Annotated in this window: 11 protein-coding genes; 6 read left to right on the top strand and 5 right to left on the bottom strand. The window is 44.5% G+C overall.

Translation table 11 applies throughout. From position 1 onward, the window contains the following. Positions 1-28 precede the first annotated feature (28 nt). Together IX95_RS11260 and IX95_RS11255 are read left to right on the top strand one after the other, a co-directional pair. Complete coding sequence (locus IX95_RS11260) at positions 29-1,105, top strand: threonine aldolase family protein (protein ID WP_038159949.1); 1,077 nt, start codon at positions 29-31, stop codon at positions 1,103-1,105. Positions 1,106-1,212: 107 nt separating this feature from the next. Continuing rightward, positions 1,213-1,473 carry a DUF5062 family protein gene (locus IX95_RS11255; RefSeq protein WP_021455562.1) on the top strand — a complete coding sequence of 87 codons (261 nt, stop codon included), beginning with the start codon at positions 1,213-1,215 and terminating at the stop codon, positions 1,471-1,473. 99 nt (positions 1,474-1,572) lie between these two features. Here the strand turns inward: IX95_RS11255 and IX95_RS11250 are convergent, their stop codons facing one another. Beyond that, a complete protein-coding gene (locus tag IX95_RS11250) occupies positions 1,573-2,001 on the bottom strand; it encodes a winged helix-turn-helix transcriptional regulator (protein ID WP_038159947.1) in 429 nt (142 codons plus the stop codon). Between the two features lie 99 nt (positions 2,002-2,100). Between IX95_RS11250 and IX95_RS11245 the strand changes: the two genes are divergently transcribed. Continuing rightward, on the top strand, positions 2,101-2,751 hold the full coding sequence (locus IX95_RS11245) for a glutathione S-transferase family protein (protein WP_038159934.1): 651 nt from the start codon (positions 2,101-2,103) through the stop codon (positions 2,749-2,751). 82 nt (positions 2,752-2,833) lie between these two features. On the opposite strand, the gene IX95_RS11240 is transcribed toward IX95_RS11245, so the two are convergent. Further along, entirely contained in the window at positions 2,834-4,483 is a 1,650-nt protein-coding gene (locus IX95_RS11240) for a BspA family leucine-rich repeat surface protein (RefSeq protein ID WP_038159931.1), read from the bottom strand. A gap of 558 nt (positions 4,484-5,041) precedes the next feature. Here IX95_RS11240 and IX95_RS11235 point away from each other — a divergent pair. Further along, positions 5,042-6,214 carry an RNA ligase RtcB family protein gene (locus IX95_RS11235; protein ID WP_038159929.1) on the top strand — a complete coding sequence of 391 codons (1,173 nt, stop codon included), beginning with the start codon at positions 5,042-5,044 and terminating at the stop codon, positions 6,212-6,214. After that, on the top strand, positions 6,211-6,849 hold the full coding sequence (gene prfH, locus IX95_RS11230; protein WP_038159927.1) for a peptide chain release factor H: 639 nt from the start codon (positions 6,211-6,213) through the stop codon (positions 6,847-6,849). Before IX95_RS11235 ends, prfH begins: the two co-directional genes overlap by 4 nt. A 230-nt stretch (positions 6,850-7,079) precedes the next feature. Here prfH and gcvP read toward each other — a convergent pair whose 3' ends face one another. The 3 genes from gcvP to IX95_RS11215 all read right to left on the bottom strand — a co-directional run bounded on the left by gcvP (position 7,080) and on the right by IX95_RS11215 (position 11,777). Next, on the bottom strand, positions 7,080-9,944 hold the full coding sequence (gene gcvP / locus IX95_RS11225) for an aminomethyl-transferring glycine dehydrogenase (protein ID WP_038159925.1): 2,865 nt from the start codon (positions 9,942-9,944) through the stop codon (positions 7,080-7,082). Between the two features lie 119 nt (positions 9,945-10,063). Continuing rightward, positions 10,064-10,444: a glycine cleavage system protein GcvH gene (gene gcvH, locus IX95_RS11220; RefSeq protein WP_006961445.1), complete on the bottom strand. Its 381-nt coding sequence runs from the start codon at positions 10,442-10,444 to the stop codon at positions 10,064-10,066. Positions 10,445-10,481: 37 nt separating this feature from the next. After that, complete coding sequence (locus IX95_RS11215; protein WP_006961444.1) at positions 10,482-11,777, bottom strand: serine hydroxymethyltransferase; 1,296 nt, start codon at positions 11,775-11,777, stop codon at positions 10,482-10,484. A 382-nt stretch (positions 11,778-12,159) separates the two neighbouring features. On the opposite strand from IX95_RS11215, the gene IX95_RS11210 reads away from it, so the two are divergent. Then, positions 12,160-12,783 (top strand): helix-turn-helix domain-containing protein, encoded by a 624-nt coding sequence (locus tag IX95_RS11210; RefSeq protein ID WP_006961443.1) that lies wholly within the window; start codon positions 12,160-12,162, stop codon positions 12,781-12,783. Positions 12,784-12,903 lie beyond the last annotated feature (120 nt).

Here is a 12,903-nt window from a genome sequence, read left to right as displayed (position 1 = left end):
CCTCTACAAACTCAAGGAAAGAATAATAATGAGCAGTCAATTGAAACAGCTTTGTCATACGATTTTACCCGGTAACAAAGAAGACACGCCGGCAGAGCACTTTGCCAAAATGGCCGCATGGTGTGAAGAACACAATGTGGCTCACGACGTTTATGGCGAAGGAGAAACCATTCAGGCGTTTGAACAAAAAATTGCGGACTTGCTTGGTTACGAGGCGGCGTTATTCGTGATTACGGGGACGATGACGCAGCCCACCGTATTGGAATTGGTCACTAAAGAGAAGCGCAACCCAGTGGTCGCAATGCATCCTTCCAGCCACATCTATATCCATGAAAGGCAAGGTTATCAGTTGCAAAATCGTTTCAGTATTCTTCCGATTGGTAACCAATATCAGACATGGTCACTGAAAGATCTGAAAGCATGGCCGGATGAAATTGCGGCGGTATTGTATGAACTGCCTATGCGTGAAATTGGTGGGCAATTGCCTGATTGGGAAAGTCTGGAGGAGATTAAGTCCTACTGCGCGACGAATGGCATTCATCTACACATGGATGGTGCAAGGCTTTGGGAAACCGCGGCCTACTATCAGAAAGAGCACCATCAAATCGCTAAAGGTTTTGATACGGCTTATGTTTCTCTTTACAAAGGTATCAATGGTTTAGGTGGTTCTATGCTGCTGGGCTCAAAGGAGTTTGTTGAGCGAGCATCGATTTGGATGAAGCGTCAGGGCGGCAATGTTTATCATCGTACCCCTTATGTGGTCTCAGCGGCCATGCAGTTTGATCAGAGGATTAAGCAGCTCCCAACTCTGTTTGAGCGCACCAAACAAATCTACCGAATCCTTGAAGAGTATCCGACGCTTGTCGCCAATCCGCTACAACCACAATCGAATATGCTGCATTTGATACTGCCGTTTAGTCATGAAAAAGCGTTAGAAGTACAAAAGCTGCTCGCCACAGAAAAGGGGATCTGGATTGGGCATCCGCAGGTAACAGGTCACCCACATCAGTCGGTTGTCGAGTGGTATGTAGGCGATAACCTGCTCAACATAAGTGATGAAGAGCTAAGAACTATCTTTGATGCGTTAATGAGTAGCTTCAGTTAGTTTAGTTTTAAACTAGGCGCTTTACTTTTCAATCTGAGAGTGCGCTAACACGCCTAGTTTGAAGCTTCATGTATTCTAGGCAGAGTCAGGAAAGAGGAATTCTATTAATGTCAAAAAGTTCAAAGCTTCACAATGAAGACAAACTGGTAAAGAAGGCACTGGAAATCGGTGAGAAAATGGCGAAGATGCAGGGGTTTGATTTGCCTAAGTCACCGCAGCCTGTCAGAGTGAAAGCGGTTTATCTGTTTTTGGTCGATGCCAAACAAATTGCTCCATTACCTGACAGTAAACTTGATGGTGCTAATATCAAGCACAGACTCGCGCTTTGGATTCATAGTGCATTACCTGATAACGACCCGTTAAAGTAAATGCACTCATGTGGCCTACATACCTATGCGTTTTGTGGGTTCACAGACATTTTGATGACACTGGAAATCTTATCTCGAAGGGCAACAGGTATGTTGCCCTTACTTCTCTTTGGATTCTTGAGCCAAGCCTTGTCGTAACTCTTGATGTAACGACTCGGGGTCTCTGCGCAGCTTGCGAATGAAATCAGAAGGGACTTCGGTTTTTGCATCGTATTTTTCGGACCAATCGATCATTGCCAGCATCATAGGCAGCAAATCGATGCCTTTATCGGTCAATGTGTAGACAAACTTAGAGCGCTTAACAGCATCGCGTTGTTTGCTGATCAACCCATTTGATTCTAGGTCGGCAAGTCGGCTGGCCAAGATGTTAGTAGAGATGCCTTCACCAGCCTCTAAAAACTCTTGATAGTAATGCTTACCTTTAAACATCAAGTCACGAAGAATCAGAAAGCTCCATTTGTCTCCAAATTGGCTCATGCCAAAACGAACTGGGCAACCTGACCATTCTTTAGTTTTCTTATCCACCATTCATTCATCGTACTCCTTTTAAAATTAACTTGCAAAATGAAAGTTAATTTCCTAGGTTTATTTTACTTGCAAAAAACAAGTTAAATTCAAGGAGGAAAAATGAAGCTGTACGCAATTGTAGGATCACCCAACTCTCGCAAGGTGTTGGCAGTGATCAATCATCTTGGGCTAGATATAGAAATCGAGTATCTGGATTTGTTTTCTGGTGAACACAAACAACCGGAATACGTAAGCTTAAACCCCAATGCGATGGTTCCAACGCTTGTTGATGGTGATGTTTCACTGTGGGAGTCTAATGCCATAATTCAGTATCTCGCTGAAAATTCGGGTATCAATGATCTATATCCAAATAAGCTCAAAGTAAGGGCAGATATAAATCGCTGGCTATGTTGGGAGCTCGCCCATTTCAACCAAGCTTTTGGGACCTTAGCTTTAGAAGCAGTTGCCAAACCCAGATTCTTGGGTGTGAAAGGAGATGACGCAGTCATTAATTGGGCCAAGCAGAATTTGGTTCGATTTTCTGAGGTATTGGAACGCCACCTAGAAGGGCGCAAGTTCATGGTTGGTGATGCAATAACATTGGCTGACTACGCAATAGTGCATGTAGAGTTCTTTAAAGAAAGCATACCTTTTGATTGGGATTCCTATCCAAACATAAACGATTACTTTGCCCGAATGCGCAATGAACAGCATTGGGCAGCTACAGCGCCAAGCAAAATTGAAGATATTGGTAGAGCAACTCAAGGGTAAACCTGAAAGCGACAATAGTTAAATCGTTGAATAAAAAGGCGAACCACTTGGTTCGCCTTTACACGACTAGTTAATATGGTTTCTAGTGAACAAAGACTGGAAGTTGTTCTTCGGTAAGGGCACTGTTCTTAGCAAAATTTTCGTAACTGGTTACTTTACTCACATCCCAGCTCGTTAGGTCTTGACCGAAACTAGTTGCGTCGCAGAACATCCAGTCCATGTTGGTCACGTTAGCGGTAACCCAAGCCCCAACATCTTGATTGAAGGCTTTGGCACCAGCAAATGTGAGTTCCATATTAGTCACACTAGACGTATCCCATTGGCCAATATCTTGATTGAAGTCTATTGCGTCGGTAAACGTGCGTTTCATATTAGTGACATTAGACGTATCCCATTGGCCTATATCTTGGTTAAATCTCGTCGCCATGTGGAACATCTCTTCCATATTAGTAACACTAGATGTATCCCACTGGCCTATGTCTTGATCAAAACTACGCGCAACGTCGAACATTGCCTTCATGTCTTGGACTTTAGATGTATTCCAACTGCCAATATCTTGGTTGAATTTCTCTGCATAGCGGAACATGCCCTCCATATCTGTAACATTAGAAGTATTCCAAAACCCAATGTTTTGGTTGAAGTTAGATGCGTGGGTAAACATGGACCGCATGCTTGTAACATTGGAAGTATCCCATTGACCAATATCGTGAACAAAAGATTTGGCTAGCTCGAACATGCCTGTCATATCTGTTACTTTTGACGTGTCCCATTGGCCAATATCCTGATTGAAAATGGTAGCTGTCTTGAACATATACGACATGTTTGTAACGCTAGAGGTATCCCAATTTCCAATATTTTGATTAAATGCTTTCGCTTGACTAAACATAGATCTCATATCGGTGACATTAGAAGTGTTCCAAGAACCTATATCTTGGTCAAAAGACTCGGCTCCACTAAACATGCTTGCCATATTGGTGACTTTTGAAGTGTCCCATCGGCTGATATCCTGATTGAAGCTGGAAGCATGATTGAACATATACCACATGTTTGTAACGTTTGAAGTATTCCAGTATCCAAGATTTTGATTAAACGCCTCAGCTTTATTAAACATCTGACTCATATCACGGACGCTTGAGGTATCCCAATAACCGATATCCTGATCAAAACTGGAGGCACCTCCGAACATTAACTGCATGGACGTCACATTTGAGGTATCCCAGTGGCCGATATCTTGATTAAAAGCCGCTGCACCATAAAACATGAGTTTCATATTAGTTACATTTGAAGTATCCCAATGCCCGATATCTTGATTAAAATTGGATGCATCTTCGAACGTGTATTGCATAATCTCTACGTTGGAGGTGTCCCAGTGTCCAATGTCCTGATTAAAAGCAGTAGCACCAGAAAAGGTGAAGTACATATTAGTTACATTTGAAGTATCCCAATCACTAATATCGCTATTGAAAGATTCGCGGTACCTGAAGAGATTTGCCAAAGATGTGACTTGACTGGTACAGAAACGGATATGGCCTTTTTCTAGGTTATCCAATAACGTCTTATCTTTGATTAGTTGGTTATCAACCACTACGTACACGTACCCTTTATCAAGAATCACTGAGTTTACGGGGGCGTCGGGGCACTTTACCGCGATATCGATTGCATACGCTGTGCTACTCATTCCAAGCAAAGCGCAACTTAGCAAAGCCTTTCTGGCGAAAGTTGATGTTTTCATTGTTATTTTTCCTGATAGATAGTTTTGAGTTGAAACAACACTAGTGAATAGACAAGGGTGTTTTTTCGAAAGAGTGTTCAGGTGAGAATCGAAAGTAATAAATAGACTTTAGATTTCATTATTCAATGTTTCTCTCAATATAAATTGAGTAGGATTATATTGATGAAATTCACTTTATAAAATAATGAGTTATGTGTTTTTATATGCAATTTGGTGAGTTTTAGCTCTAAAGCACAGAACTTATATATTTAAGTGATGATTGTGTTTTTAGTGAAATGTTGGAAGGGAAGAAAAATGTCATCTAATAATTAATCTTGTTGCTTTGTGAGTAGTGTTTGCTTATTATTCGCCCGCTTATTTAACTATCAACTAACTGTAAAGGAGAAAAAAATCATGACAAATACATCATTATCCTTTGCAGGTCTTGTCCTATAAGTAGCAGGAAGCGCTCTCACAAATCCCTTTTTAAGGTATTTGATTTCTGATAAAGCTACGCCCTGGTCAATTGACCTGCCAATACGTTTTTCGTTTTAAATCCTATTTAAAGGTATTGGTACTATGGGCAAATCCGTCCAAAAGATCACTGAAAACGTTAGCCTTATTGCGTCTACTGATACGTGGATTGAAGGGCTAGCAATACGACAACTAATTAAAACATCAAAATTAACGGGTATGCAGCGAGTAGCGGGCATGCCTGACTTGCATCCTGGAAGAGGTTATCCAATTGGTGCAGCATTCTTTACAACCAGCAAAATTTACCCTGCATTAGTGGGCAATGATATTGGCTGTGGTATGTCGCTTTGGCAAACGTCAGCAAAAGTATCCAAAGTTAACTTAGATAAGTTAGCAAAGAAGTTCGGGCATGTAGAACAGCCTCTAGACGACAGCTGGACAGAGCATGTTGCCGCGAGAAAATCAGAAAAAAGCATTGCCACGAATGCGTATGACTATGCACTAGGCACAATCGGTGGCGGTAACCATTTTGCTGAGTTTCAAGCAATTGAAGAAGTTTACCAACAACAAGCTTTAGATGAGCTTGGGTTAAACAAAAAACATCTACAGCTACTTGTGCACTCTGGCTCTAGAGGTCTAGGGCAATCGATTTTAGTTAATCATGTGACCACCCATAATCATGACGGTATCGAAGTCAGAGATGCGGTTGGTAATTTCGAAGATTACATGCAAAAGCATGATGAAGCGGTGCGTTGGGCTGAGCTAAATCGAGAACTCATTGCCAAGCGATTTCTTGACGCTATTCGTGCTAAAGGTAAGTGCGCTCTGGATGTGAATCACAATCTAGTTTCACCGAAAGAAATCGAGGGTCAGCGAGGTTGGTTACACAGAAAAGGATCGACCCCAAGCGACAAAGGCTATGTCGTAATTCCAGGTTCACGCGGAGATTACAGCTATTTAGTCAAGCCAATTGAAGGTGCAGATGAAAATATGGCGATCAGCCTTTATTCACTAGCACATGGCGCTGGCAGAAAATGGAAACGCGGTGAATGTCATGGCCGGTTGGGTCATAAATACAAGCGCGAGGACTTATATCGTACAGCTCTTGGCAGCCGTGTGGTGTGTGGTAATAAGGAACTTCTCTATGATGAAGCACCGCAAGCTTATAAAAATTGCGAAACCGTAATCAACGATATGGTCGATGCTGGGTTAATCGAGGTCGTTGCAAAATTGCGACCAGTGTTAACGTTTAAAACCAATGGAGATTGTTCATCATGATATTACTGCAATTATCGTCAGGACAAGGTCCTATCGAATGCTGTAAGGCCATTGGTTTAGCACTAAAAGCAATTGAAAAGGAATGTCGGGCTGAAAACATAGAGTTTAATGTCGTTGATACAGTTGCTGCCGATTATAAGGATTGTTTCAGATCCGCATTGATAAAGCTGGATTCACCATTTGAGGAGAGAGCCAAGCAACTGGCTTTCTCTTGGCAGGGTGCCATGTTGTGGGTTTGTCAAAGTTCCTTTCGACCTAAACATAAGCGTAAGAATTGGTTTTTCAGTGGCCAAATGTTCGAAGTCGATGAGTCAAGGCCAGATAGCGGCGTAACGTTTCAAACGTGTAGGGCATCGGGGGCCGGTGGTCAGCATGTCAATACAACCAACTCGGCGGTGCGTGCCACTCACACGGAAACAGGAGTTTCAGTGCGAGTTGAAAGTGAACGTAGCCAACATTCCAACAAACGGTTAGCGAGAGCCTTATTGTTTCAAAAACTAGAAATGATGAAGCAAGCGCAAATGACTTCTCGAGAAAAAGCACGTTGGCAACAACATTGGGAGCTCGAACGGGGTAGCCCTGTAAAGACATTTAAGGGCGAAAGGTTTGTCCCTGTGACTAGAAAAGGTTGCTAAGCCAAAATCAACAAGGACTGAATATGGCAAACTTGCTTTTTATATGTGTGATTCATAGAGAAGGCTTATTAGCTGATTAACCGCTTCAGAGAGCTCATGAAGTTTGACTTGGAATAAGATTTTCTCATTATATTCTTAGTTAAAAAGGGCTGTATAACTTAAATTATCCTAAATCAGAAAAGGCGAACCCTGAGGTTCGCCTTTGATATATCTGTATAGGAAAAATGAACTTAGTCTTCGTAGTTCTCGATGCTAGGGCAGGAACAGATTAGGTTACGGTCACCGTATACGTTATCTACACGGTTAACGGTAGGCCAGTACTTCCAAGACTTAGTGGCAGGTGAAGGGAAACAGCCGAGCTCACGCGAGTATGGGCGATCCCATTCTGCAGTAGAAAGATCAACTTGAGTATGCGGTGCATTAACCAGAGGGTTATTCTCTAGTGGCCATTCACCATTCTTCACTTTAGCCATTTCTTCGCGAATTGCGATCATTGCTTCACAGAAGCGGTCGATCTCTTCTAGATCTTCGGATTCTGTTGGCTCAACCATTAGCGTACCTGCAACAGGGAACGACATGGTTGGTGCATGGAAGCCGTAGTCCATCAGACGCTTCGCGATATCTTCTTCGCTGATGCCTGTTTCTTCTTTTAGCGGACGAATATCAATAATACATTCGTGAGCTACGCGGCCGTTCGTACCACGGTAAAGAACAGGGTAGTGAGGGCGTAGGCGCTCCATCATGTAGTTCGCGTTCAGAATCGCAACTTTAGTTGCATCTGTAAGACCAGCTTCACCCATCATGGCGATGTAAGCCCAAGAGATAGGTAGAATAGAAGCGCTGCCTAGGTCAGCTGCCGAGATAGCAAAGTCATCACCTTCAACACCGTTCTCGATGTGACCAGGAAGGAATGGCGCTAAGTGCGATTTCACACCGATAGGGCCCATACCCGGACCGCCACCACCGTGGGGGATACAGAAGGTTTTGTGCAGGTTCAGGTGAGAAACGTCAGAGCCGATGAAGCCTGGAGACGTCAAGCCAACCTGTGCGTTCATGTTTGCGCCGTCTAGGTAAACCTGACCGCCAGCAGCATGAACCATTTCACACACTTCTTTCACTTGCTCTTCGTACACACCGTGCGTAGAAGGGTAAGTGATCATAATGCTAGAAAGGTTGTCTTTGTGCTTCTCGATTTTTTCCGCTAGATCGTCGATATCAATGTTACCGTCGTCATCACATTTCACCACGACTACTTTCATTGACACCATAGATGCGGTCGCAGGGTTAGTACCGTGCGCAGAGCTTGGGATCAAACAAACGTTACGGTGACCTTCACCACGGCTTTCATGGTAGCGCTGAATCGCGATAAGACCCGCGTACTCACCAGACGCACCAGAGTTTGGTTGTAGTGAGAATGCATCGTAACCTGTGATTTCACACAGTTTCTCTTTCAAGTCTTTCGCTAGAGCTGAGTAGCCTGCTGCTTGTTCGATTGGTGCGAATGGGTGAATTGAGCCAAATTCAGGCCAAGTCACAGGAATCATCTCAGCCGCAGCATTCAGCTTCATTGTACAGCTGCCCAGTGGAATCATACCGTGCGTCAGCGAGAAGTCTTTGTTCTCTAGCTGTTTCAGGTAACGCATCATCTGCGTTTCGCTGTGGTGCGTGTTGAATACTGGGTGAGTTAGGTATTCTGAAGTACGACGAAGCGCTTCAGGAATTGCTGCGAACTCGTTGCCTGCGATTTCAGAAGAAAGCGCGTTGATTTCTTCTTTTACGCCGAATACGGCAAATAGTGCTTCGATGTCACCTGTTGTCGTTGTCTCATCGAAGCTCACACCTAGCTTGCCGTCTAGCTTGCGTAGGTTGATGTCTGCCGCTTGTGCTTTCGCGTACAGCTCTTCTGTCTTACCAGCAGTGTTGATAGTAATGGTATCGAAGAAGCTGTTGTGCGCGAGCTCATAGCCTGACTTAGTCAGACCAGCCGCAAGAATAGCTGTCATGTGGTGAGTACGACGAGCAATAGTACGTAGACCTTCCGCGCCGTGGTAAACCGCGTAGAATGAAGCCATGTTTGCAAGTAGCGCCTGAGCCGTACAGATGTTGGATGTCGCTTTCTCGCGGCGAATGTGTTGCTCACGAGTCTGCATAGCCATACGCAGAGCTTGATTGCCCTTAGTATCGATAGATACACCGATAACACGGCCTGGGATTGTACGCTTGTGCTTTTCACGTGTTGCCATAAAGGCTGCGTGTGGACCACCGTAACCCATAGGTACGCCGAAACGTTGAGCAGAACCGATGACAACGTCTGCACCCATTTCGCCTGCTGGCTTCAATAGCGCTGAAGCAAGTAGGTCAGTGGCTACGGCAACCAGTGTTTTGTTGGCTTGTGCTTTGGCGATGATGTCCGTTAGGTCGCGAACTTCACCCGTAGTACCTGGGTACTGTACCAGTGCACCGAAGACATCTTGCTCAGGAAGTGACTCAAGAGAACCGACTTGTACGTCAAAGCCGATGTATTTAGCACGAGTCTTAACCACTTCTAGCGTTTGTGGGTGAACATCGTCTGCGACGAAGAAGACGTTGCTCTTGCTCTTGCCCGCACGCTTACAAAGCGTCATCGCTTCACCAGCCGCCGTCGCTTCATCAAGAAGAGACGCGTTAGCGATATCCATTCCCGTCAAGTCCATCACCATTTGCTGATAGTTCAGCAATGCTTCTAGACGGCCTTGAGAAATTTCTGGTTGGTAAGGGGTATAAGCTGTGTACCAGCCTGGGTTTTCCAATACGTTACGTAGAATCACGTTTGGCGTAAAGGTGTTGTAGTAACCCTGACCGATGAATGTACGTTTAATTTGGTTTTGATCTGCGAATTCACGCATCGCAGCCAGCATGTCTGCTTCGCTCAATGCTTCAGCCATTGTCATTGGCTGTTCTAGGCGAATTTGAGCTGGCACGGTTTCGTCGATCAGTGCGTCAAGACTGGCAACATTGATCGCATCCAACATTTTTTGTTGGTCAGATTTATTTGGACCGTTGTGGCGAGCAACGAACTCATTTTGTGTGCTGAGGCTTTGAAGTAATTCAGTCATTGTCCTTTACCTACTCCATCATTCGGGTATCGGATATCATTACTGATATAAATAATTATACGTCCGAACTTTGAAAAAAAGCTGCCTCCCGTTTGGGGGCAGCTTTAAACTCGTCCTAATTACTCGTCTTCGATCGAGTTTAGGTACTCTTCTGCGCTTTTCAGATTATCTAGCTCTGATGCGTCTGACATCTTCACTTTAACAATCCAACCGCCTTCGAAAGGTTCTTCGTTGATTAGCTCTGGGCTATCTTCTAACTCTTCGTTGATTTCTAGAATCTCACCAGTGATTGGCGCGTAGATATCTGAAGCTGCTTTTACAGATTCAACCAAAGAGAAGCTATCACCCGCTTCGATTTCTGCTTCAACTTCAGGTAGGTCTACGAATACAACGTCACCTAGCATTTCTTGTGCATGCTCTGAAATACCGATAGTTACTGTGCCGTCACCGTTGTCACGTACCCACTCGTGGCTATCTGCAAACTTCAGTGTGTTGTCCATTGCTTAATCTCCAAAAATATAACTTTGATTAAATTGTTTATTGGTAAAGTGGGTAGCGATTACACAGCGCTTTCACTTCTTTGCGAACGCGTTGTTCTACTTCTGCGTCACCTTCAGGGTTGTTCACCAATCCGTCCAGTACATCGCCAATCCAGTTACCGATGAGTTTGAATTCTTCAGCGCCAAAGCCGCGGCTTGTCCCCGCAGGCGTCCCTAAACGGATGCCCGATGTAATCATAGGCTTCTCTGAATCGAATGGGATGCCATTTTTGTTACATGTGATCCCTGCACGCTCCAACGCTTCTTCTGCTTTGTTACCTTTCAAGCCCTTAGGACGAAGGTCAACCAGCATCAGGTGCGTGTCAGTACCGCCAGTCACAATGTCACAACCGCGAGTTTGCAATACTTCCGCCAGAACTTTTGCGTTATTGATCACTGAATCAATATAAGTATTGAATTCAGGGCCTAAAGCTTCACCGAAAGCGACGGCTTTAGCTGCGATCACGTGCATCAGTGGGCCACCTTGAAGGCCTGGGAATACCGCTGAGTTGATTTTCTTGATGATGTCTTCGTGGTTAGTCAGAATCATACCGCCGCGTGGGCCACGCAATGTTTTATGCGTTGTTGTTGTAACAACGTGAGCGTGTGGCAGTGGGCTAGGGTGAGCACCAGTCGCAATCAAACCAGCGATGTGCGCCATATCAACCATTAGAATCGCATCAACTTCATCAGCGATTTCACGGAATTTTGCGAAGTCAATAGTGCGAGGAATAGCACTACCACCAGCGATGATCATTTTTGGCTTGTGCTCAAGTGCCAGAGCACGAACGTCTTCGTAGTTGATTTCTAGTGATTCACGATCCACACCGTACTGAACAGCGTTGAACCATTTACCAGAAAGAGCAGGGCGCGCACCGTGAGTTAGGTGGCCGCCAGCATCCAGAGACATGCCTAGGATAGTATCGCCAGGTTGAAGCAGAGCAAGTTTAACTGCGCCGTTTGCCTGTGCGCCAGAGTGAGGCTGAACGTTAGCGAAATCACATTTGAACAGCTGCTTAGCACGCTCAATCGCAATCGCTTCTACGGTATCAACATGTTCACAACCGCCGTAGTAACGACGACCAGGGTAGCCTTCTGCGTATTTGTTGGTTAGGCAAGTGCCTTGAGCTTGCATCACTGCTTTTGAAACAATGTTTTCTGAAGCAATGAGCTCGATTTGTTCATTCTGACGAGTGTTTTCCGCTTGGATACCTGCGAAAACCGCGTCGTCTGTAGCAGCAAGATTAGTCGAGAAAAAGTTCTCTAGGCTGTGATTTTGGTAAGTGTTGTTCATGGTAGATGACCTTCCATTCGTGCTAACGAGATTATTAATAGGGTTATCGCTCTCGTTAGTCCTCTTTCTATTTACTGCCCTCAAAAAACGAAGACAGGGTGAATTCTATACCCCTAAGCGATGTGTCAAATCTTGGGGAAAAGCCGAATCTCACTGTTAAATCACTTTATCAGTCAGTTCGGAAATAGCATCTCTACAACTAACAAGTTGGTAACATAGCGGTTGTCGAAGGAACAATCAACCAAAAATTTCCTATTGGAAACATGGTTTCTAAAACTGTTACCGAGAGCACGCTTTATTTCCTATTGTTATCTTTCCTCTCTGAATGGGTTCGTGCACAATGAAAATGGAACAGGAAGTGGACGTTTAATAAGAGGGAAGCATGCCCGAAGATATCTATGATGAGTACCCATCTTTGACTCTGGCAAAAGAGGCCGTCGATCAAAACATCGAACCCCTAAAATTGGGTGAGAGAATCAAGGATATTCGCGGTAAGTTAGGGATTACTCTGGAAGAGGCAAGTCAACGCACTGGCCTCGCTCGTTCGACCCTAAGCAAGATAGAGAATGAGCAGATTTCTCCTACGTTTCAGGCGATGCAGAAACTGGCGCTTGGATTACAGATAGATATGCCACAACTATTTGAACCGCCTAGAAAAAAGGTGGCAACAGGGCGTAGGGATATCACTAAGAACAAGCAGGGAAAACCACACCCGACACCGACCTACGAACATGAGCTCTTGGCGACTCAGCTTTCCAATAAGAAAATGATGCCTTTTAAAAGCCAAGTTCATGCGCGAAACTTTGAAGAGTACGGTGATTGGGTACGTCATGACGGTGAAGAGTTTTTGCTGATTTTGTCTGGCTCTGTCATGTTCTATTCGGAGTTTTACGAGCCGGTAGAATTGAGTGAAGGTGACAGTGTTTACTATGACGCGAACATGGGCCATATGCTCATCTCAACCAGTGAGCAGGATGCAAACATTTTGTGGGTGACCGCTAAATAACGCGATTTATAAAGAATTTCGTATAGTGAAAGCAAACGTTTGCTTTTGCGATTTAGATGAGTACAATAGCGCCATCTCGGACTTAATCGGTCTGAGATGGCGCTTTCTTTTTGCCCCTTT

Origin of the sequence: Vibrio sp. B183 (assembly GCF_000740665.1) — a bacterium.
GTDB lineage: Bacteria > Pseudomonadota > Gammaproteobacteria > Enterobacterales > Vibrionaceae > Vibrio > Vibrio coralliilyticus.
This window is presented reverse-complemented; position numbering and strand designations above follow the sequence as displayed.

Bases quoted from the DNA above. Each gene is read 5' to 3' on its own strand.
- IX95_RS11250 (WP_038159947.1), bottom strand. From the start codon at position 2,001: ATGGTGGATAAGAAAACTAAAGAATGGTCAGGTTGCCCAGTTCGTTTT.
- IX95_RS11260 (WP_038159949.1), top strand. From the start codon at position 29: ATGAGCAGTCAATTGAAACAGCTTTGTCATACGATTTTACCCGGTAAC.
- gcvP (WP_038159925.1), bottom strand. From the start codon at position 9,944: ATGACTGAATTACTTCAAAGCCTCAGCACACAAAATGAGTTCGTTGCT.
- IX95_RS11240 (WP_038159931.1), bottom strand. From the start codon at position 4,483: ATGAAAACATCAACTTTCGCCAGAAAGGCTTTGCTAAGTTGCGCTTTG.
- IX95_RS11235 (WP_038159929.1), top strand. From the start codon at position 5,042: ATGGGCAAATCCGTCCAAAAGATCACTGAAAACGTTAGCCTTATTGCG.
- IX95_RS11245 (WP_038159934.1), top strand. From the start codon at position 2,101: ATGAAGCTGTACGCAATTGTAGGATCACCCAACTCTCGCAAGGTGTTG.
- prfH (WP_038159927.1), top strand. From the start codon at position 6,211: ATGATATTACTGCAATTATCGTCAGGACAAGGTCCTATCGAATGCTGT.
- IX95_RS11255 (WP_021455562.1), top strand. From the start codon at position 1,213: ATGTCAAAAAGTTCAAAGCTTCACAATGAAGACAAACTGGTAAAGAAG.
- IX95_RS11215 (WP_006961444.1), bottom strand. From the start codon at position 11,777: ATGAACAACACTTACCAAAATCACAGCCTAGAGAACTTTTTCTCGACT.
- IX95_RS11210 (WP_006961443.1), top strand. From the start codon at position 12,160: ATGCCCGAAGATATCTATGATGAGTACCCATCTTTGACTCTGGCAAAA.
- gcvH (WP_006961445.1), bottom strand. From the start codon at position 10,444: ATGGACAACACACTGAAGTTTGCAGATAGCCACGAGTGGGTACGTGAC.